The 19,122-nt window shown below is 69.4% G+C and carries 19 protein-coding genes; 18 read left to right on the top strand and 1 reads right to left on the bottom strand.

Annotated elements, in window-relative coordinates; genetic code table 11:
• Nucleotides 1-2 precede the first annotated feature (2 nt).
• The 15 genes from kdpB to ACZLMO_RS11040 all read left to right on the top strand — a co-directional run bounded on the left by kdpB (nucleotide 3) and on the right by ACZLMO_RS11040 (nucleotide 15,135).
• A complete protein-coding gene (kdpB, locus tag ACZLMO_RS11110; RefSeq protein ID WP_062764909.1) occupies nucleotides 3-2,159 on the top strand; it encodes a potassium-transporting ATPase subunit KdpB in 2,157 nt (718 codons plus the stop codon).
• A gap of 22 nt (nucleotides 2,160-2,181) precedes the next feature.
• Nucleotides 2,182-2,796 carry a potassium-transporting ATPase subunit KdpC gene (gene kdpC / locus ACZLMO_RS11105; RefSeq protein ID WP_062764905.1) on the top strand — a complete coding sequence of 205 codons (615 nt, stop codon included), beginning with the start codon at nucleotides 2,182-2,184 and terminating at the stop codon, nucleotides 2,794-2,796.
• 2 nt (nucleotides 2,797-2,798) lie between these two features.
• Complete coding sequence (locus tag ACZLMO_RS11100) at nucleotides 2,799-5,294, top strand: ATP-binding protein (RefSeq protein ID WP_062764902.1); 2,496 nt, start codon at nucleotides 2,799-2,801, stop codon at nucleotides 5,292-5,294.
• A complete protein-coding gene (locus tag ACZLMO_RS11095; RefSeq protein WP_062764898.1) occupies nucleotides 5,291-5,983 on the top strand; it encodes a response regulator in 693 nt (230 codons plus the stop codon). The genes ACZLMO_RS11100 and ACZLMO_RS11095 overlap by 4 nt, the downstream gene beginning before the upstream one ends.
• 20 nt (nucleotides 5,984-6,003) lie before the next feature.
• Nucleotides 6,004-6,399: a hypothetical protein gene (locus ACZLMO_RS11090; RefSeq protein ID WP_062764895.1), complete on the top strand. Its 396-nt coding sequence runs from the start codon at nucleotides 6,004-6,006 to the stop codon at nucleotides 6,397-6,399.
• A gap of 188 nt (nucleotides 6,400-6,587) precedes the next feature.
• Nucleotides 6,588-7,502: a helix-turn-helix transcriptional regulator gene (locus ACZLMO_RS11085; RefSeq protein ID WP_463653785.1), complete on the top strand. Its 915-nt coding sequence runs from the start codon at nucleotides 6,588-6,590 to the stop codon at nucleotides 7,500-7,502.
• Between the two features lie 224 nt (nucleotides 7,503-7,726).
• Entirely contained in the window at nucleotides 7,727-8,815 is a 1,089-nt protein-coding gene (locus tag ACZLMO_RS11080) for an ArdC-like ssDNA-binding domain-containing protein (RefSeq protein WP_062764889.1), read from the top strand.
• Complete coding sequence (locus ACZLMO_RS11075) at nucleotides 8,815-9,747, top strand: bifunctional DNA primase/polymerase (RefSeq protein ID WP_062764886.1); 933 nt, start codon at nucleotides 8,815-8,817, stop codon at nucleotides 9,745-9,747. The genes ACZLMO_RS11080 and ACZLMO_RS11075 overlap by 1 nt, the downstream gene beginning before the upstream one ends.
• A complete protein-coding gene (locus ACZLMO_RS11070; RefSeq protein ID WP_062764883.1) occupies nucleotides 9,747-10,409 on the top strand; it encodes a DUF2637 domain-containing protein in 663 nt (220 codons plus the stop codon). The genes ACZLMO_RS11075 and ACZLMO_RS11070 overlap by 1 nt, the downstream gene beginning before the upstream one ends.
• The gene (locus ACZLMO_RS11065) at nucleotides 10,406-10,867 is read left to right on the top strand and encodes a hypothetical protein (protein WP_062764879.1); all 462 of its coding nucleotides are present in this window, start codon (nucleotides 10,406-10,408) and stop codon (nucleotides 10,865-10,867) included. Before ACZLMO_RS11070 ends, ACZLMO_RS11065 begins: the two co-directional genes overlap by 4 nt.
• An 84-nt stretch (nucleotides 10,868-10,951) precedes the next feature.
• Nucleotides 10,952-11,812: a hypothetical protein gene (locus tag ACZLMO_RS11060; RefSeq protein ID WP_062764876.1), complete on the top strand. Its 861-nt coding sequence runs from the start codon at nucleotides 10,952-10,954 to the stop codon at nucleotides 11,810-11,812.
• Entirely contained in the window at nucleotides 11,809-12,888 is a 1,080-nt protein-coding gene (locus ACZLMO_RS11055; protein ID WP_062764872.1) for a ParB/RepB/Spo0J family partition protein, read from the top strand. The genes ACZLMO_RS11060 and ACZLMO_RS11055 overlap by 4 nt, the downstream gene beginning before the upstream one ends.
• Before the next feature lie 98 nt (nucleotides 12,889-12,986).
• A complete protein-coding gene (locus ACZLMO_RS11050; protein ID WP_175985598.1) occupies nucleotides 12,987-13,688 on the top strand; it encodes a hypothetical protein in 702 nt (233 codons plus the stop codon).
• Nucleotides 13,689-13,759: 71 nt separating this feature from the next.
• Nucleotides 13,760-14,869 (top strand): M23 family metallopeptidase, encoded by a 1,110-nt coding sequence (locus ACZLMO_RS11045; RefSeq protein WP_463653784.1) that lies wholly within the window; start codon nucleotides 13,760-13,762, stop codon nucleotides 14,867-14,869.
• Nucleotides 14,869-15,135 (top strand): DUF6112 family protein, encoded by a 267-nt coding sequence (locus ACZLMO_RS11040; RefSeq protein WP_062764863.1) that lies wholly within the window; start codon nucleotides 14,869-14,871, stop codon nucleotides 15,133-15,135. The genes ACZLMO_RS11045 and ACZLMO_RS11040 overlap by 1 nt, the downstream gene beginning before the upstream one ends.
• A gap of 15 nt (nucleotides 15,136-15,150) precedes the next feature.
• Here the strand turns inward: ACZLMO_RS11040 and ACZLMO_RS11035 are convergent, their stop codons facing one another.
• The gene (locus ACZLMO_RS11035; protein ID WP_082758355.1) at nucleotides 15,151-15,765 is read right to left on the bottom strand and encodes a class I SAM-dependent methyltransferase; all 615 of its coding nucleotides are present in this window, start codon (nucleotides 15,763-15,765) and stop codon (nucleotides 15,151-15,153) included.
• A gap of 108 nt (nucleotides 15,766-15,873) precedes the next feature.
• Here ACZLMO_RS11035 and ACZLMO_RS11030 point away from each other — a divergent pair, with 108 nt between their 5' ends.
• Genes ACZLMO_RS11030 through ACZLMO_RS11020 form a run of 3 tightly spaced genes read left to right on the top strand, consistent with a single transcriptional unit; the run spans nucleotide 15,874 to nucleotide 19,090 of the window.
• On the top strand, nucleotides 15,874-16,143 hold the full coding sequence (locus ACZLMO_RS11030; RefSeq protein WP_062764860.1) for a DUF6112 family protein: 270 nt from the start codon (nucleotides 15,874-15,876) through the stop codon (nucleotides 16,141-16,143).
• Between the two features lie 40 nt (nucleotides 16,144-16,183).
• Complete coding sequence (locus tag ACZLMO_RS11025) at nucleotides 16,184-17,623, top strand: TrbL/VirB6 family protein (RefSeq protein ID WP_463653783.1); 1,440 nt, start codon at nucleotides 16,184-16,186, stop codon at nucleotides 17,621-17,623.
• 6 nt (nucleotides 17,624-17,629) lie between these two features.
• Entirely contained in the window at nucleotides 17,630-19,090 is a 1,461-nt protein-coding gene (locus tag ACZLMO_RS11020) for an SCO6880 family protein (protein ID WP_062764857.1), read from the top strand.
• Nucleotides 19,091-19,122 lie beyond the last annotated feature (32 nt).

The raw sequence follows: 19,122 nt of genomic DNA, 5'->3' as shown, positions 1-19,122 counted from the left end.
CCATGTCAACTCTCACACACACCCCTGTTCCCGAGGCGCCGAAATCGTCGGCGCCCGCACGGCGCAAGACCCTGACCTGGGCGCAGATCCAGGCCGCGCTCCCCGGTGCGCTCCGCAAGCTCGACCCTCGCGCCCAGTGGCGCAACCCGGTGATGTTCATCGTGTGGGTCGGCGCCGCGCTCACCACGCTGCTCGCCGTCGTCGAGCCCTTCCTCGGCGGCCCCGCGGAGTCGGGTGGCACGAGCGTGCCCTGGTCATTCACCTGGATCATCGCCGTTTGGCTGTGGTTGACGGTGCTGTTCGCGAACCTCGCCGAGTCGATCGCCGAAGGCCGCGGCAAGGCGCAAGCCGACACGCTGCGTAAGACCCGCACCAGCACCACCGCGCACCGGGTGGTCAGCTACCACCCCGGCACCGATCCGGCAGCGGAGCAGACCCCGGCGGCGGACGTGTCCTCGGCGGATCTGCGGCTGGGCGACATCGTCGTGGTGTCCGCCGGGGAGCTCATCCCCGGCGATGGGGACATCGTATGGGGCATTGCGAGCGTGGACGAGTCCGCGATCACCGGTGAGTCGGCCCCTGTGGTGCGTGAGTCCGGCGGTGACCGGTCCGCCGTCACCGGCGGCACCCGGGTGCTCTCGGACCGGATCGTCGTGCGGATCACGTCCAAGCCGGGCGAGACGTTCGTGGACCGGATGATCGCGCTCGTGGAAGGCGCGGCCCGCCAGCGCACCCCGAACGAGATCGCGCTGAACATCCTCCTCGCGTCGCTGTCGATCGTGTTCGTCGTCGTCGCGCTGACGCTGAACCCGATCGCCTCCTACCCGGCGAGCCCGGCGAGTATCACCGTTCTGGTGGCGCTGCTGGTCTGCCTCATCCCCACCACGATCGGAGCGTTGCTGTCCGCGATCGGCATCGCGGGCATGGACCGTCTCGTGCAACGCAACGTCCTGGCCATGTCCGGGCGGGCGGTGGAAGCGGCCGGAGATGTGACCACGCTGCTGCTGGACAAGACCGGTACCATCACCTACGGCAACCGCCGCGCGACCGCGTTCGTCCGGTTGGACGGCGTCCGCGAGCGGGAGCTCATCGAGGCCGCCGCACTCTCGTCCCTGGCCGACCCGACCCCGGAGGGCAAGTCGATCGTCGATCTTGCCCACGTAGAGGGAGTCGACGCGGAAGCCGCAGGGAACGGGGAGATCGTGCCGTTCACCGCGCAGACCCGCATGTCCGGGCTGGACATGCCCGACGGGTCTCAGATCCGAAAGGGCGCCGGCTCGGCGATCACCGCCTGGCTGGAAGAGGACGGCACGCGCCTTCCCAGCAGTGTGCTCGCCGAGTTGGATGAGCACGTCGAGCACATCTCCTCCTCCGGCGGCACCCCGCTGGTGGTGGCGGTCAAGACCGGGACAGGACAGCGACGGGTGCTTGGAGTGGTCCACCTCAAAGACATCGTCAAGGAGGGCCTGACCGCGCGGTTCGCGGAACTGCGCGCCATGGGCATCCGCACCGTGATGGTCACCGGCGACAACCCGCTCACCGCAGCGGCGATCGCGAAGGAGGCCGGCGTGGACGACTTCCTCGCCGAGGCCACCCCCGAGCAGAAGCTCGCCTACATCCGCAAGGAGCAGGAGGGCGGCAGCCTGGTCGCGATGACCGGTGACGGCACCAACGACGCGCCCGCGCTCGCGCAGGCCGACGTGGGCGTCGCGATGAACACCGGCACGTCGGCGGCGAAAGAGGCCGGAAACATGGTCGACCTGGACTCCGACCCGACCAAGCTCATCGACATCGTCGCGATCGGCAAGCAGTTGCTGATCACCCGCGGCGCGCTGACCACGTTCTCGATTGCGAACGATATCGCGAAGTACTTCGCGATCATCCCGGCGATCTTCATGGGCGTGTTCCCGGGCCTGTCGGTGCTGAACGTCATGGGGTTGCACTCGCCCGCATCGGCGGTGCTGTCGGCGGTGATCTTCAACGCGATCGTGATCGTGTTCCTCGTGCCCCTCGCCCTGCGCGGCGTGAAGTACCGGCCGATGAACGCGTCGAAGATCCTCGGCCGCAACCTCGCCGTCTACGGCCTGGGCGGCATCATCACCCCCTTCATCGGCATCTGGCTCATCGATCTCCTCGTGCGCCTGATCCCCGGATTCTGACCTGCGAAAAGGAACACACCCCATGAACACTGCAACACGCAGCAGCGGACGGACCCTGTGGGTCGCTACCCGTGCGCTGCTGATGTTCACCGTCGTCCTCGGCATCGGCTACACCCTGCTGATCACCGGGATCGGACAACTCGCCTTCCCCGCCCAGGCCAACGGATCATCCCTCACGAACAATGAGGGCGACGTCGTCGGGTCTTCGCTCATCGGCCAGTCCTTCACCGACTCCGACGGCAACCCGTTGCCGGAGTACTTCCAGAGCAGGCCCTCCGCTGCCGGAGACGGCTACGACGGGCGCTCCTCGTCGGGAACGAACTGGGGCCCGGAGAACGAAGACCTGATCGCGGCGATCACCGAGCGTAAGGCTCAGATCGCGGAGTTCAACGGCGTCACCGAGGCCGACGTGCCCGCGGACGCGGTGACCGCGTCGTCGTCGGGACTGGACCCGCACATCAGCCCCGCCTACGCGCAGATCCAGATCGACCGGGTCGCCGACGTGCGCGGGATCCCCGCCGAGCAGGTGCGGGAACTCGTCGCGGCACACACCCAGGGCCCCGACGCCGGGTATTTGGGAGAATCGAGGGTGAACGTTCTGGAACTGAACCTCGCCCTGGACGAGTTGGAGGACTGATCATGCCGAAACGGGGGCAGCTTCGGGTGTTGCTCGGCGCTGCCCCCGGCGTCGGCAAGACCTTCACCATGCTGGAAGAAGGGCGACGCCTCCTCGGGAACGGGAAAGATGTCGTCGTCGGGATCGTGGAAACCCACGGCCGCGCAGCAACAGCGGCGATGACCGCGGGAATCCCGGCCGTACCGCGCACACGCATCGAACATCGCGGGGTTGCCCTCGAGGAGATGGACCTGCAGGCGGTGCTGGACCGTGGCCCCGAGATCGCGCTCGTCGACGAGCTCGCGCACACCAACGCGCCCGGCTCGAAGAACGACAAACGCTGGCAAGACGTCGAAGAACTCCTCGCCGCAGGCATCGACGTCATCTCCACCCTCAACATCCAGCACATCGAATCCCTCAACGACGTCGTCGAACAGATCACCGGCGTCCCGCAACGAGAGACCGTCCCCGACAGCTTCCTCCGCGGTGCGGAACAGATCGAGGTCGTCGACCTCGCCCCGCAAGCGCTCCGCGACCGGCTCAGCGGCGGATTCGTGTACCCGGCCGAACGCATCGACGCGGCCCTGTCGAACTACTTCCGCCTCGGGAACCTCACCGCGCTACGCGAGCTCGCCCTCATTTGGCTCGCGGACGAGGTCGACCAGGCGCTGAAGGGATACCGCAAAGACCACGGCATCGACAGCACCTGGGAAGCCCGCGAACGCGTCGTCGTCGCCCTCACCGGCGGCCCCGAAGGCGAGACGCTGCTGCGCCGCGGCGCGCGGATCGCGGCCCGCTCCGCCGGCGGCGAGCTCATCGCCGTGCACATCACCAGCCAAGACGGGCTCCGCACCGGGAACCCGGCGACCCTTGCCGAACAGCGTGCGCTCGTCGAAAAACTCAACGGCACCTACCATCAGGTCATCGGGGAAGACATCCCCACCGCCCTGGTCGAGTTCGCCCGCTCCGTCAACGCCACCCAGCTCGTCCTCGGCGCCAGCCGCCGCGGACGCGTCACCGCCGCGTTCACCGGACCCGGAATCGGCGCCACCGTCGTCCGCGAATCCGGCGACATCGACGTGCACATGGTCAACCACGCCGCCGCCGGCAAACGCTTCACCCTGCCCCCTCTGACCGGAGCGCTCACCCGCAAACGACGCATCCTCGGCTTCGTCGTCGCGCTCCTGGGCGGGCCCGCGCTTACCGCACTGCTAAGCCTGTTCCGCAGCGAAGACTCGATCACCACCGACGTCCTCAGCTACCAGCTCCTCGTCGTCATCGTCGCGCTCGTCGGCGGCATCTGGCCAGCCCTGTTCGCCGCCGTCCTGTCGGGCATCACACTCGACTTCCTATTCATCGAACCGCTGTACACGATCCACATCCACCAGCCGCATCATCTGCTGTCCCTGATCCTGTACGTCCTCATCGCGAGCCTGGTGAGCTTCGTCGTCGACCGGGCCGCCCGTTACACCCGAGCTGCCCGACGCTCCGCCGCCGAATCCGAACTCATCCAGACCATCGCCGGCAGCGTCCTGCGCGGAGACAACGCGATCCAAGCACTCATCGACCGCACCCGCGAAGCCTTCCAACTCCCCGGCGTGCGGCTAATGCGCGGCGAAGACGTCCTCGCCCGGTCCGGGGAACCGCTGCCCGACAACCATCACGCCAGCCTCCGGATCACCGACGACACCACCCTGGAACTGCACGGCCCCGACCTCGCCGCATCCGAGCAACGCCTCCTTGCCGTCGTCACCGCACAACTCGCCGCAACCCTCGAACACGAGCACCTCACCGAGACAGCGAAACAGATCGAACCGATCGCGGCATCGGACCGGGTGCGCGGTGCGCTCCTGTCCGCGCTCAGTCATGATCTGCGTCGCCCGCTCGCGGCTGCATCCGCCGCGGTCGGTGGGCTGAAAGCGGCGGGACCCGACCTGGCGTCCGCGCAGAAGAGGGAACTGCTCGACACCGCCGAGGAGAGCCTGGGTGCACTCGCGACCCTGGTCACCGATCTCCTCGACGTCAGCAGGCTGCAGGCGGGCGTTCTCACTATCGCGGAGGTCCCGACCGATCCCGCCGAGACCATCGCGCCCGCCCTCGACGAACTCCACCTCGGCCCCACCGACGTGACTCTCGCGCTGAATCACGGTGACGCGGTGGCGCACGCCGACCCGGTCCTCCTCCAACGTGTGCTCGTCAACCTCCTCACCAATGCGCACCGCTACAGCGCGGCCGGCACCCCCATCCACGTCAGCACCAGCACCTTCGGAGACCGTCTCGAAATCCGCATCGTCGACCGCGGACCCGGCATCCCACCCGAGAAACTGGACGATATCTTCCTGCCGTTCCAACGCCTCGGCGACACCGACAACACCACCGGCCTGGGCCTCGGCCTTGCCCTATCTCGCGGATTCATCGAAGCCATGCACGGCACCCTCAACCCCGAAGACACCCCCGGTGGCGGACTCACCATGGTCATCTCCCTCCCCACCATTTCCACGAGCCAGGAGCCGTCATGAAGATCCTCATCGCCGACGATGACCCCCAGATCCTCCGCGCCCTGCGCATCACTCTCACCGCCAAGGGGTACGAGATCTTCACCGCCGCCGACGGCGCCCAAGCGATTACGGCAGCCATCGACCATCACCCGGACATCTTCCTCATCGACCTCGGCATGCCTGAACTCGACGGCATCGAAGTCATCCACGGCATCCGCGGGTGGTCCCAGGCCCCCATCCTTGTCGTGTCCGGCCGCGCCGGCGCCGGCGACAAGGTCGAAGCCCTCGATGCCGGCGCCGACGACTACATCACCAAACCCTTCGCCGTCGAAGAACTCCTCGCTCGCATCCGCGCCCTTACACGGCGTGTTCCCCAAGACGATGCCACGCCCGTGGTGCACCTCGGCAACGTCACCATCGATCTCGCCGCCCACAGCGTCACTCGCGACACCTCCGATGGGCGGAAACAGATCCGACTCACCCCCACCGAGTGGCAGTTCATCGACATCCTCATCCGCAACGCCGGGAAACTCGTCACCCGCCAAACCATCCTCACCACCATCTGGGGCACCGAACACGCCGAAGACACCGGCTATCTTCGCCTCTACATCTCCCAGCTCCGCCGCAAACTCGAAGAAGACCCCAGCAACCCCGCCCACCTGCTCACCGAACCCGGCATGGGCTACCGGCTCGACGGCATGACCACCTAGCTTCAACCCACCCCGCAGCGATGAGCATCACCGACATCATCGGAATCGTCGGCGAAATGCTGTCCTGGATCGGTGCAATCATCGGCATCCCCTTCCTGATCGCAGCGCTCATCATCGCCGCCATCGACGGTCCGCGCACCCCAACGAACGTCACCATCGTCGAGGACCTCGAACAGCAGCAGATCGCGATATGGAGCGCGAAGGAACGCACCTATACGCGCCCCCTCACACCCCGCGATGATCTTCGCGACCACGATTCGACCACCGTCACCGGATACGTTCCCGAACGCCGGCCCGACCGACTCCACCTGCACAAACGCTCCCACCCGGAACGTCTCTGCCGCACCCTCGCAATCACCATGCTCTGCACCGCAGCAGTAGGATTCCTCGCATCTCTCCTCCCGATGGTCTGGTGACCTTACCTCGGCGCAAACTGCACGCAAACTGTTCAACGTGAGGTAGCCGTTAGGGTTCTGGCAAGCGTCATATGAGTACCGTTAGGGGTACTCGATTCTCAGACGCGAGTGCCCTTCGATTGCCAACTATGACTGGCGATGTTCGGTGGGAGGGGCCTACGGAGTCTGCTGGTGTGCCGGTGGCGCCGGTGGCCGCGTTCTCGCCGTTGCTCGCCCGAACGCAAGTCGCGCACGCGCCGGTTGAGCCGATCGCTTTCGATTGCGTCAAGTTCATTGTCATACGGGCGGGTCGGGCTCGACTCTTCAGCGAGTTTGGCGCGCACTTTGTCAGCGTCGGTGATGTTGTTGTTCTGGCGGCGAACACTCTCTGTGGTGCTGAGCCCGATGGGTGGGTAGCGACCACGACGCTCTATCTCGACCGAGACTATGTCATTGATCAAGTGTTTTGGCAGTATGCTTCACGGTTCCAGGAGCGGCTCGACGCGAGCCAGTTCCTCGATACGCATTATGCGGAACCCACCCAGGTTCTGCGCATCGGTAAGCACCGGGCGGGGCTGATGATGCCGTGGCTTGACGAGTTGGCTGCCTTGAGTGTTGAGGGTGTTCCTCCTGATCGTTTCTATCGGGCGCAATCGCTCGTCTCTGCCGTATTCGATGTCTTGGTTCCGTTTCTCGTGGTCGCCAATGAGGGAACCGCTGTCGCGCGGCGAAACGCGTCGGTTCCCACCGTGCCACGTCATCGCCTCTTCCGCCCTGTACGTCCTGAGGTGCTGGATATTGCAAAGTCCTTGCGTGTGGAGTTGGATCGCCACTGGACGGTGACCGAGCTCGCGGCGCGAGCGCATTTGTCGGTGTCTCAGCTGCGTCGAGTTTTCGTCGACGCGTTTGGGAAGTCACCGATCTCGTACCTGACGATGCTCCGTGCCGAACGAATGGCCCACCTCCTGCGCGTGGAGGATGCACCTATCTCGGACATCGCCGCCAGGGTGGGTTGGAACGATCCTGACTTCGCTGCACGTCAGTTCCGCAGGAGCATCGGCGTGTCCCCGTCGGAGTATCGGAGAATCAGCAGTGGTGCTCCGGCACGCTCAAACCCTGACTGAACGCGCGTATGCCCAGGCGAAACGCTCATGTTTTGGTGCTCAGATCGCCAGGGCGCCAGCGGATGATGTAGACCGAGTTTGACCACGTCGGGTTCAGCGCTGCGCCTGGCGGTCGCCAACTTTGCCCGTCGTCCGTCTCGACCTTCGCTGTTCCTCTTGGCGCACCTTCTGGTCGCAGGAGTCATCCGCCGTGTGCGGTGTGACACGCCGGGAGGAGGACACCGATGGCCGCGACCGAAGATCAGCGGGCCGCGCGGGATGCGAAGCTCGACGCGCTGCATGAACGGCTGGCGGCTGCGGTCGGTCAGCTTTCCTCCGGGGACGACTGGCGTCGCGCGCTCGAGTTCGCAGCCCGGTTCCGGTCGCGGTCGTTTGGGAACACGCTGCTGATCTGGGCTCAGCATCTCGACGCTTTCGAGCAGGGGCGGGTGTCGGCGCCGGAGCCGTCGTATGTCGCCGGGTACAAGCAGTGGCAGACACTCGGCCGTCAGGTGGAGAAGGGCCAGCCGGGGTACATGATCTTCGCCCCGGTGACGGGCCGGTTCGCGTCCTCGACCCCGCAGGACTCGTTGTCGTGGCGCCGGCTGGGGCGGTTCGAGAAGCCGAAGCCGGGCGAGGCGGTGCGCTCCCGGATGGTCGGCGCGAAGCCGGCCTATGTCTGGGACGTGTCGCAGACGACGGGTGATCCGATCCCTGAGCGCGCTGCGCCGGTGCTGCTGGAAGGCGCCGCGCCCGAAGGGCTATGGGAGGGCTTGGCCGGCCTGGTGGAAGCGGAAGGATTCGCGGTGCTGCGGGTCGAGCACGCCGGGCTGATCCACGGCGCGAACGGCCTGACCGACTACACGAATCGCACGGTCTCGGTGCGGATGGACATGGACGATGCCGCGCAGGTGAAGACCCTCGCGCACGAGCTCGCGCATGTGCGCCTGCACGGCCCCGACAACCCGGATGCGACACGGCATCGCGGGATCGGGGAGGTGGAGGCGGAGTCGGTGGCATTGATGATCGGCGCCGCGCACGGCATGGACACCAGCTCGTACACGATCCCGTATGTGTCGGGGTGGGCCGGGACGGTGAAGGACAAGGACCCCGCCGAGGTGGTGCAGGCCACAGGCGAGCGGGTCCGCAAGACCGCCGGGGCGATCCTCGATGCCCTCCCGACCGTGCAGCTCGGCGGAGGCGACCCGCCCGGCCTGAACCGCGACGCCCCGCGTACCGAACGCCCTGCGCGGGCGGAGCGGCCTGCGACGGCGGCGCGGGTGGAGCCGGCGCGGGCGTCTCGGGCGGCGGATACCGCGGTGAGGGGCTTGTGATGCGGGCCGCGTCGCTGTTCACCGAGGCCGCGGGCCTGCCGTTGCTTGCGGCCGCGGCACGGTTCGCGGACGCTGGGGTGCCGGTGTTCCCGTGCGTGCCGGACGGCAAGCGCCCCCTGACCGGGCACGGGTTCCACGACGCGAGCACCGATCCCGCCCAGGTGTCGGCGTGGTGGCGACGCTGGCCGGGCGCGAGCATCGCCGTCCCGACGGGTGCACCGTCTGGGCTGGTGGTGGTGGATGTGGACGTGCACGGCCCGGTCGACGGGCGGGCGAGCTTCCGCCGTGCCCGCGACGCCGGACTGGTTGAGGGGTGGGAGTTGCTGGTGCGCACCCCCACGGGTGGCATGCACGCCTACTACCCGGCGACACCGGGCGCCGCACAACGATCCTGGCAGGCTGGGCGCGCGGGAGTCGATTTCCGTGGTGACGGCGGCTACATCATCGTCCCGCCCTCGACCCGACCCATCGGCGGCGCCACGACCGGATACCGCATCGTCCAGGCGGCCCCTGAGCCCGGACGCGAGCTGGACGCGGGCAAGTTGCGGGACTTCCTCGACCCCCGCCCTCCGATCCGCCCTCGTCCGTTCGGCGGGCAGCGGGTGGGTCGGGAGGATGCGGAGCGGTTGGCGCGGTGGCTGGACCGGCAGGACACCGACCGCAATCTCAAACTGTTCTGGGCCTCCTGCCGGTTGGCCGAGGGCGGCGTCCCCCTCGCTGATGCGCTCGATGCGGTACTGACCGCCGCGAAATCGGACTTCGGGCCGCGGGAGATCACCGCGACCGTGCGCTCCGCCTACCGCGCCGTCCACCCCGACCCCTCCCGGCGCGCGACGGCCTCCGCGACGCAGGGCGCGTTACCGGCAGGGGCCGGCTGGTTCGACCGCCGGCCTGGGCCGGCTCGCCCGGCCGTGCCGGGGAGGGGGTTGTGATGGCGACGCAGGCAGGGAGGCGGTGGGCGGTGGTGACCGCGGCGGGCGGGACGGTGTTCATCGCCGCGGGAGCGTTCTGGCTGTCGTTCACCGCTCTGGCGGACCTGGCCCGGCGTTCCGGGATCGAGGCGGGGCAGGCGTGGGCGTGGCCACTGATCGTGGACGGCATCATCGTCGTCGCAACCGTCGCCGTGGTCGCCCTGGCCGGGCACCGGCAGGCCTGGTACCCGTGGGGGCTGCTGGCCGCCGGCGCGGTGGTGTCGGTGACAGCGAACGCGATCCATGCCGTCGTCGCCGCCGACGCCGACGTGCCGGCCGTGCTCGCCGCGTCCGTCGCGGCGGTGCCCCCGCTGGTGCTGCTGGCGATCACCCACCTCACCGTCATCCTCACCCGCCCCACCCGGACGCCTGTATCCGATCTGTCTACCGAGCGGCCGACAGCGCCTGTGGCCGACTCGGGCCAGGCGGTGGTGGCGTCCGTCCCTGTGGCGACGGTGGCGGTCTCGCGGGGTGCGGGGCGTGAGGCGGCGGTGCTGCTGCGGGAGGCGGAGGGGTGGTCGAACAAGCAGATCGCCCGGCACTTGGGCGTGCACCCGTCCACGGTGGGCCGGTGGTTCGCCCGGCCGGCGCTGACCGGCCCCGACTCGGAGGAGGAGACATGAACGACGACAACCAGAACCTCGCCACGCACGATCAGCCCCCTGCGCTCTTCCGCGACGGTCACCGGGATGAGTCTGCGGCGGCGACCGAGGAGCCGCGTCGAGGAGGGGACGGGGAGGTGTCGGAGCTGGCCCGGCACGGCGACCCGTCCGTGACGAAGCCGAAGGCCGACGTGGAGGCGGGGAGGCGACGGTCGGGGGTGGAGTGGGTGCGGCCCACTGATCTGCTGGCTGCGCGGACGGGCAGAGTGGCCGGGCAGGGCATCGACTTCCATGCCGAGCTCGCCCGCCGCACCCGCCAAGCACCCGGACAGGCCTACCGGGGTGTGCGCACCGTCGCCCGCTCCGGGGCACGGGCGGTCAGCGAGCGGGCGCGTCGCCTGCCGCCGGTGACCGCGTTCGGTCGCGGCGGGAGCGCCCGGCACTCGTGGGTGTCGCGGTCCGGAATCGGGTTGGGGTGAGCCGGCGATGCACAAATCCCGAAAACCGAGGTACCCGATCACGGGTGGGAGTCCCGGTGCACCTGCTGTGCAGGAGGTGCTGTGATGACACCGGAAAGCACCCGCGAACAGCGGGCGAGATTCGAGGACTCGGAGGCGCTGCGCGCGCTCTTGAACCGGCTGCACGAGGCGGGCACGGGCGCGTGGCGGCACGACCCGGAGGCCGCCTTGCTGATGCGGCATGCCGCCGACAAGTACGCCGCGCTCGCGAAGAAGCACGGCCTGGACCCGTGGGAGGCTGCCTCGGCCGCGTTCGAGGCCATGCGGGGAGCGGCGACCCGCCGGGCGGATGACCCGTGGGCGGTGGTCACCCGCGCGGTGCAGGTGACCTGCATCGGCGAGGAACGCGGCAACGGGCTGCTGTGCTCGGTGCACCAGGCACGCCGCCCCCGCTATTCGGTGTTCCACGACGCGGAGAGGTTCAGTGATCGGGAGAACCCGCTGCCCGACTACCACCCCGCCTTCCATATCGCCCCCTTCGCCGACACCGACGAGGAGCAGGACGGCGATGAGGTGGTACCGGAGCGTACGGTGAACGTCACCGTCGCGGTGGAGGACACCATCGCGCTGCTTTCCTGGGTGGGCTGGGAGCCGGTGACGGCGCGGGCGGCGGTGGAGTACATCACCGGCCGGCTTGCGGAGTCTGTCTCGCGGGCGTCGGCGTTCGAGACGCTGCGCCGTGACCGGCAGGCCCGCGCCCTGCTGGATATTCCCGGCTCGTCGTGGACGACGCTGCTGCGGATCGTGCTCGGCCACCCCGACCCTGCCCTGTCCGGCACCAACACCGGGCGCGGCCTGTTGCTGCGGCTGCTGAACGGCGAACCCCTCCGCGCGCTGCTGCGCGACGACGACCTCGTGCTCACCGCAGGGCTTGCCGCCCCCGACACCGGGGGCGATCTGCCATGAGCACCCCGCCGGGCGGCCACATCGAGCTGGAACGGGCCGTGGATTCCATCGGCGTCGGGTCCCGGCACCGGCAGGACTACGGCGACCTGGCACCGCTGGTCGAGTCGATCCGCCGCAATGGGCTGCTGCAACCGATCACGATCACCCTCGGCGGGCACCTGATCTGCGGTGCCCGCCGCCTGGCGGCGATCCGGCAGCTCGGGTGGAAGACCGTCAACGTGTGGGTCCGGTCCGGGGTGTCCGACCGGCTCGGGCAGCTTCTGGCCGAGCAGGACGACAACCTGCTGCACAAACCGCTCACCCAGCTCGAAGCCGCCGCCCTCTACCGGGAGCTCAAAGTCCTCCTGACCGAAGGGGCCACGCTGCGACAGGAGGCCACCCGGTTCCAGGCCGCCGACGCAGGCGGGGAGGACGGTGCCGTTAACTTAACGGCACCGTGGGAGGGTTCCGGGGAGGCGGCGGTGCAAGCCGCGCAGATGGTCACCGGCCGCGACTCCCACACCACGATGGAACGCATCGTGCGCCTCGAAGACCTCGCCGCCGACCCCGCCCAGCCCGACGCTGTCCGGCAGCGTGCGGCGGAGGAAGTGGAGCGGATCAGAGCCGGCGGGAAGGTCTACCCCGCCCACCTGCGCATGAACGCGGAACTGTCCCTCGCCGAGCTCGACCAGCTCGCCGCCGACCCCACCCAGCCGTCCGAGCTGCGCGAGCAGGCACGGGCGGAGGCCGCCGGCGTCCGGGCAGCGGAACGGGACGCTCGCGCCGTGGAGCTGGAGCACCTCGCCAAAGACGCGCTCGCCCGCGTGCAAGCGGCGAAGAAGACCGGCCGCAAACCCCGCCCCCGACTGACGGCGGTCGAACCGGGCGAGGCGGTGCCATACCCGCTGACCGTCTTCCTCGCGATCTGGGACGACCTCGCGAACTGGTGGGCGCACCACGACCCCGCCGAGGTCGGCCCGGCGCTCACCGACGAGCAATGGTCGCGGTTCGAGGACACCATCGCCGGGACCGTCGCGTTCGCCGACGCCGCACGCGCGTCCCGGCAGGCCGAGCGCCGCAGCGAACACATCGCCTAACCGTCGCCGACCTGGCCGGCGCCGATGTGATCGGCCTTCGGGGTGGCGGGGTGCACCTTCCTGGCGACCACTTCTGTCGCCTTCTGGGAGGAGCCCGCATGGACCCCACCGCCCCTGCCGATGATCGTCGCCGCCGCCGTGTGCTGATCGCCCTGATCGCCGCAGGGCTCGTCCTCGCCCTGCTGGTCGGTGTCGGCATCTACGGGCTGCTGCGCGGCCCCGCACCCCGCACCGAACCCGCCCCCACCGGCACACAGGCCCCGACCATCACGGCCCCGCCAACCGGAACCTCCCCGGCCGGGCCAGCGCCCGTGTCACAGCTCGGCGGGCCGGAGGCGTTCGCCCGGCAGGTCGCCCAGGCACTGTTCGGCTGGGACACCACCAGCGGGTACGGGCCGGCCGACTACGCCCAGGTCATCGTGGATGTCGCCGCCGGCGAGGAGGCGGACGCGCTGGCCGGCGATGTCCGCGCCTACCTGCCCGGCGCGGAGGCGTGGGCGCAGCTCCGGCAGCACCAGACCCGCCAGTGGCTGACCATCGACACCGCCACGATCCCGGAGGCGTGGGTGACCGCGACCTCGCAGGCAGCACCCGGCCAGATTCCCGAAGGCGCCGTTGCATACACCATCGAGGGGACCCGGCACCGGGACGGCACCTGGGGCACCGAACCCGTCGAGGCCTCCCGCCCGGTCGTCTTCACGGTGTTCATCGTCTGTACCCCGGTCGTCGCCAACCGAGGGATCACCGGCACGCACTGTGAGCTGCTGCGGCTGTCCCAGCTCGACAACCCCCTGCGATAGACGGCGGTGTCCTGATGTGGAAGAAACTCGCCGCCGCCGCGGTGGCCCTGCTGTTCCTGGCCCCCTCGGTCGTGCTCGTCGGGGTCGCCGCGGTGGTCAACCCGGCGATGACCGCCTGCGCGCCGGGATCGCTGATCGTCGGCCCGATCCCGGACTCCCTGACCGCCACCACCCGCAACGGGGAGACCGTCACCCTGAACAAGACGCAGCTCACTCACGCGGCGACGATCATCGCCACAGGCTCCCAGACCGCCGGGGTGGGCCGGCCCGGCGTGGTGATCGCGCTGATGGCCGCGCTTACCGAATCGCACCTGCGGATGCTCGCCAATACCGGCACCTACCCCGAATCGGCGGACTACCCGAACGACGGCAACGGCAGTGACCACGACAGCCTGGGTCTGTTCCAGATGCGCCCGCAATCCGGCTGGGGCACCGTCGCCGACCTCATGGACCCGACCTATCAGGCGCGCGCTTTCTATGGCGGACCCACCGGCCCCAACTACCCGAGCCCCAGAGGGCTGCTCGACATCCCCGGCTGGCAGCAACTCGACCCCGGTGAGGCCGCGCAGGCCGTCGAGGTCTCCGCGTACCCGGACAGGTATCAGAACTATCAGCCGGTCGCCGAAGCGATCCTCGCCGCACTCACCCGCCCCGCACCCACCGGGGCCGGCGGTGATCCGGTGGTGCCGGAGACCACCCGCATCGTGTTTTCACTGCCCGAAGGGACGTGGGTGGACACCGGCAGTTTCGGGTGGCGCACCGACCCGTTCACCGGGGAACGCGCCTTCCACGCAGGCTCCGACCTCGCCGCCGCAGACGGCACCCCGATCCTCGCCATCGCCGACGGGGTGGTCGTGCACGCAGGGTTCAGTGGCGGGTTCGGCGGGCTGGTCATCATCGAGCACACCGTGCGAGGTGAGCGGGTCGCGTCGTACTACGCGCACATGTGGGAGACCGGCATCCACGTCGCCGAAGGGCAGAGCGTGACCGCGGGACAGCACATCGGCGATGTCGGCTCCTCCGGCCGCTCCACCGGACCCCACCTGCACCTGGAAATGCACCCCGGCGGGCGCGGTTCCGACCCGGTGGACGCCACCGCCTGGCTCGCCGAGCACGGCGCAGAAGGCGTCACCGGCGGGGACACCGCCCTCGCCGGCTGCACCACGACAGGGGGTGCGTGATGGATGTGTTCCCCGATTTCGGCGGCGTCGGTGGCGCCTCAGACCTGCGCGCCATCGTGGGCGCCCTGTTGATGTTCGTGCTGATCGTTGCGGTGCTGATGCTGATCGTCTGCGCCATCGTGTGGGCGATCGCATCCAGCAGTGGCAACTACCAGGCCGCCACCAAAGCCCGCACCGGCCTGTTCGTCTCCCTCGGCGCCGCTGCCCTGGCCGGTGCCGGGGTTGCGTGGGTCAACTTCCTCCTCGGCGTCGGCGAACAGCTCTGACCGCGATGCGGCCGATCAGTCCGAGGCGGGCCGGGTTCGGCGGGCGATGATCGCCCCGTGCGGCCGGGCGCCGGGGTCCGTGCGCGTGTGCCGCGCGGTCACTGTGAACCCGGCCTCCTCGACCCTTTCTGCGAGCGCGTCGACGGGCCAGACGTACGCGGTGGTCACCGTGTGATCGAACGTCGCGACCACCGGGCCGTCGAAGAATCCGAGCGTGAGCGATCCGTCCAGGGTGAGGGCGCGGGCGAACCCGCCGAGCACGGCCGGGACACGGGCGGGGTCGGTGTGGATGAGTGAGTACCAGGCCAGGATGCCGCCGAGACCGGCGTCCGCGACGTGCAGATGCTCGGCCTGTCCGACACGGAACGGGACACCCGGATAGGTCGCCGTGGCGTGGTCGATGAACGCCGGCACCGGGTCGACGCCCTCGATGTCGTGACCTCGTTGGTGCAGCCAGGCCGTCCAGTGTCCCGGCCCGCACCCGACATCGAGGATCAGGCCGGGGACGTCCTCCGCCCATGCGCCGATTAGTTTCCGGTCCTGCTCGGCCGTGGCCTCGATGAACCCCAGGGCGTCGATGTACTCGCCCGCACGCTTCGCATACGCGGCCACCACTCGACTCACCACCACCTCTCCACGATACGAGCCACCGGCCGCGCTGCACGGATGCCGCCACGGGGTGATCGGGCGCACCTGACCGTCGAGAACACGTCCCCGTGAACAGTCAGGAGCATCCTCGTGATCGACATCGACCCCAACAGCTCAGGTCTCCCCGGTATCGAGCAACTGCGCATCATCGTCGGTGCGGTGATGACCGTGGGCCTGATCCTCTCCGTCCTCGCGCTGATCGTCTCGGCGATCGTGTGGGGCTTCGGCGCCAACTCCTCTAACCCGCACCTCGCCAGCCGGGGCAAGGTCGGTGTGCTCGTGTCGTGTGGGGCGGCGATCATATGCGGTGCCGCGGTGACCCTCATCAACTTCTTCTGGGGCGTCGGGCAGGCCGTCTGATGACCACTCCGACAACGCGCCGCCTGTGGGGGTGGGTGCGGTGAGTATCTGCGATGTCCCGGTCATCTCCTCCGTGTGCGACGCGGTCGGTGAGGGCACCGCGTCGCTGATCGCGGCGCCGTTCGACTGGCTCGGGCAGGCGATGGCCGGTGCTGCGGCGTGGCTGTTCGAGGCGGTGTGGTGGGTGTTCGACACCACCACGCTCGTCGATGTCACCAGCCCGGAGTACATCGGTGTCTATAACGTGCTGTTCGGCGTCGCGATCTTCGTGATGCTCGTGTTCTTCTGCCTCCAGCTCATCACCGGCCTCATCCACCGCGACCCGACCGCCCTGTCCCGTGCCGCGCTGGGCCTCGCCAAGAGCGTGCTCGGGTCGTTCCTGGTCATCACGCTGACCGCGCTACTGCTGGAAATCACCGACCAGCTCGCGGTCGGGATCGTTCAGGCCACCGGGAACACGATGGAAGGAATGGGAACCCAGATCGGGCTCCTCGCCACCGGGCTCGCCGGGATCAACATCGCCGCCCCCGGCGTCGGCGCGATCCTGACCATCTTCCTCGCCGGTCTCGCCATCAGCGCAGCCGCGATCGTGTGGTTCTCCCTGCTGATCCGCAAAGCCCTCCTGCTGGTCGCGATCGTGTTCGGACCCATCGCCCTCGCCGGGGCGACCTGGGATGCGACCAAGGGATGGTTCGCCAAGTGGGCGGCCTTCGTGATCGCCCTCATCTTCAGCAAGCTGGTGCTGGTCGTCATCTTCCTCGTCGCCATCGGCCAGGTGTCCGCCCCGATCGAGGCAGACCTCGCCTCGATCAGTGATCCGATCGCGGGGGTGGTGCTGATGTTCATCGCCGCGTTCGCCCCGTACATCACCTACAAGTTCCTCTCGTTCGTCGGCTTCGACATGTACCACGCCATGTCCAGCGAGCAGGAGGCGAAGTCGGCGCTGAACCGGCCCGTCCCCGTCCCATCCGCCCCGCAGGGCGACACCGCCAAGAAAGTCCTCGACGGCGGCAACACCGGCACCAGCGCCAGCGGTGCCGGTGGAGGTGGAGGCGGAGCGGCCCCGAAGGGTGCCGCCGGGACCACGGCCGGCGCGGGAACGACCGGGACCGCCGCAGGCACAACCGCCGCATCGGGCGGAGCAAGTGCCGGAGCCGGCGCGGGCGCCGGCACTGCGGGTGCGGGTGCTGCGGGGGCTGGGGCGGCGGCCGGTCCGGTCGGTGCGGCCGTGGTCGTCGGGGGCGCGGTTGTCAAGGGCGCCGCGACCGCCGGGCCGAAGGCCGGGACCGCCGTCGGCGGAGCCGCCGAGGGCCACGCCGAGGCAGCAGCGGAGCAGGCCGCCCCTCCGCCGGTCCCTCCCGCCACCGCGAACCCCGCCCCGACCGTCCCGGCGGCAGTCCCCTCGTCGGGGTCGGTGCCGCGCCGTTCCCAGCCGGCCCCGCCGCCGTCGACCAAGCCTGCCGCTTCTGGGAAGGAGTGACCCCTGATGGTCACCACGACGCATGCTGATTACCCGCTCGCTCCGGTGCAGTTCTCTCGTCTCGCTCGCCGCGGAATCTTGCTGGGACTGTCGTTGCCGCAACTGATCGTCCTCGGCATCGCGATTCTCACCGTCGTTGCCTCTCTCTACGCGGCAGGCGGTATGGGTATGGCCTGGACCTCCCCGGTCTGGGCCGGCGCTGCGCTTCTCGCGGTCATCCCCGCCGGCGGGCGGAAGGTGATCGAGTGGGTGCCCATCCTTGCCCGCTGGGCGGCGCGGACCTATCTCGGACAACTCATCCACCGCCGCCGAGTCATCGCCCCGCGCCCAGCCGGAACCCTCGCCCTGCCCGGAGATGCCGCGTCCCTGCGGGAGTGGGAGGACCCGGAGACCGGGGCGGGCATGATCCACGACCCCCACGCCCAGACATTGACGGTGATCCTCGGCGTCTCCCATCCCGCGTTCGTGCTCCTGGACCCCGGAGAGCAGCAGCACCGCGTTGCCGGGTGGGGGCGCGTGCTGGCCGCCGCGTGTCGGTCGGGGCGGATCGCGCGGATTCAGGTGTCCGAACGGACCCTGCCCGACTCCGGGACGGGGCTGGCGGAGTGGTGGGCCACGCACGGCACCGACGACGGGTCGTGGGCTGCGACCACCTACGCCGAGCTCATCGACCGGGCCGGTCCCGCCGGGGAACGCCACGCCACCACCATCAGCCTCGCCCTGGACATGAAAGCGGCTGCCCGGCAGATCAGGACCGCCGGCGGCGGGATACGCGGAGCCGCCGCGGTGCTGCGGCAGGAGATGACCACGCTGACCACGGCACTGCGGGCCGCGGAGCTGTCCAGCACGGGGTGGCTCACCCCGGGCGAGGTCGCTGTCATCCTCCGCTCCGCGTACGACCCCGCCGCCGCTCCCGCCCTGGAACGCCACGGCACTCTGGGTCGTGACCTCGCCACGGCCGGCCCGGTCGCGGTCACCGAGACGTGGGAGCGGCTGCGGTCGGACAGCGCCCACCATGCGGTGCTGTGGATCACCGAGTGGCCCCGCTCCCAGGTCTATCCGGGTTTCCTGGCCCCGCTCGTGCTCACCGGCGGCATCCTGCGCACCCTCTCCCTGCACTACACCCCGGTCCGCGCCGATCAGGCCGCCCGGGACCTGCGGAAGAAGAAGACCGAACTCATCAGCGATGCCGCCCAGCGTCGCAAGATCGGGCAGATCGAAGACGCGGGCGCGTCCGCCGAGTTGGACGACGTGCTCCAGCAGGAGGCCGACCTGACCGCCGGACATGGCGTCCTGCGTGTCACCGGCCTCATCAGCATCTCTGCACCCACCGTCGATGAGCTCGACGCCGCGGTCGCCGCGGTCGAGCAGTCCGCGATCCAAGCGTCCTGCGAGACCCGCCGACTTGTCGGCCAGCAAGCCCAGGCGTTCACCGCCGCCGCGCTGCCGCTGTGCCGAAACGTCTGACCACACCCACCATCCGCCCGCACTTGCGAGGA

Source organism: Georgenia sp. G2120 (assembly GCF_055326485.1).
This window is presented reverse-complemented; position numbering and strand designations above follow the sequence as displayed.

Coding starts and splice junctions, on each gene's coding strand:
- kdpB (WP_062764909.1), top strand. CDS start 3: ATGTCAACTCTCACACACACCCCTGTTCCCGAGGCGCCGAAATCGTCG.
- kdpC (WP_062764905.1), top strand. CDS start 2,182: ATGAACACTGCAACACGCAGCAGCGGACGGACCCTGTGGGTCGCTACC.
- ACZLMO_RS11100 (WP_062764902.1), top strand. CDS start 2,799: ATGCCGAAACGGGGGCAGCTTCGGGTGTTGCTCGGCGCTGCCCCCGGC.
- ACZLMO_RS11095 (WP_062764898.1), top strand. CDS start 5,291: ATGAAGATCCTCATCGCCGACGATGACCCCCAGATCCTCCGCGCCCTG.
- ACZLMO_RS11090 (WP_062764895.1), top strand. CDS start 6,004: ATGAGCATCACCGACATCATCGGAATCGTCGGCGAAATGCTGTCCTGG.
- ACZLMO_RS11080 (WP_062764889.1), top strand. CDS start 7,727: ATGGCCGCGACCGAAGATCAGCGGGCCGCGCGGGATGCGAAGCTCGAC.
- ACZLMO_RS11075 (WP_062764886.1), top strand. CDS start 8,815: ATGCGGGCCGCGTCGCTGTTCACCGAGGCCGCGGGCCTGCCGTTGCTT.
- ACZLMO_RS11070 (WP_062764883.1), top strand. CDS start 9,747: ATGGCGACGCAGGCAGGGAGGCGGTGGGCGGTGGTGACCGCGGCGGGC.
- ACZLMO_RS11065 (WP_062764879.1), top strand. CDS start 10,406: ATGAACGACGACAACCAGAACCTCGCCACGCACGATCAGCCCCCTGCG.
- ACZLMO_RS11060 (WP_062764876.1), top strand. CDS start 10,952: ATGACACCGGAAAGCACCCGCGAACAGCGGGCGAGATTCGAGGACTCG.
- ACZLMO_RS11055 (WP_062764872.1), top strand. CDS start 11,809: ATGAGCACCCCGCCGGGCGGCCACATCGAGCTGGAACGGGCCGTGGAT.
- ACZLMO_RS11050 (WP_175985598.1), top strand. CDS start 12,987: ATGGACCCCACCGCCCCTGCCGATGATCGTCGCCGCCGCCGTGTGCTG.
- ACZLMO_RS11040 (WP_062764863.1), top strand. CDS start 14,869: ATGGATGTGTTCCCCGATTTCGGCGGCGTCGGTGGCGCCTCAGACCTG.
- ACZLMO_RS11020 (WP_062764857.1), top strand. CDS start 17,630: ATGGTCACCACGACGCATGCTGATTACCCGCTCGCTCCGGTGCAGTTC.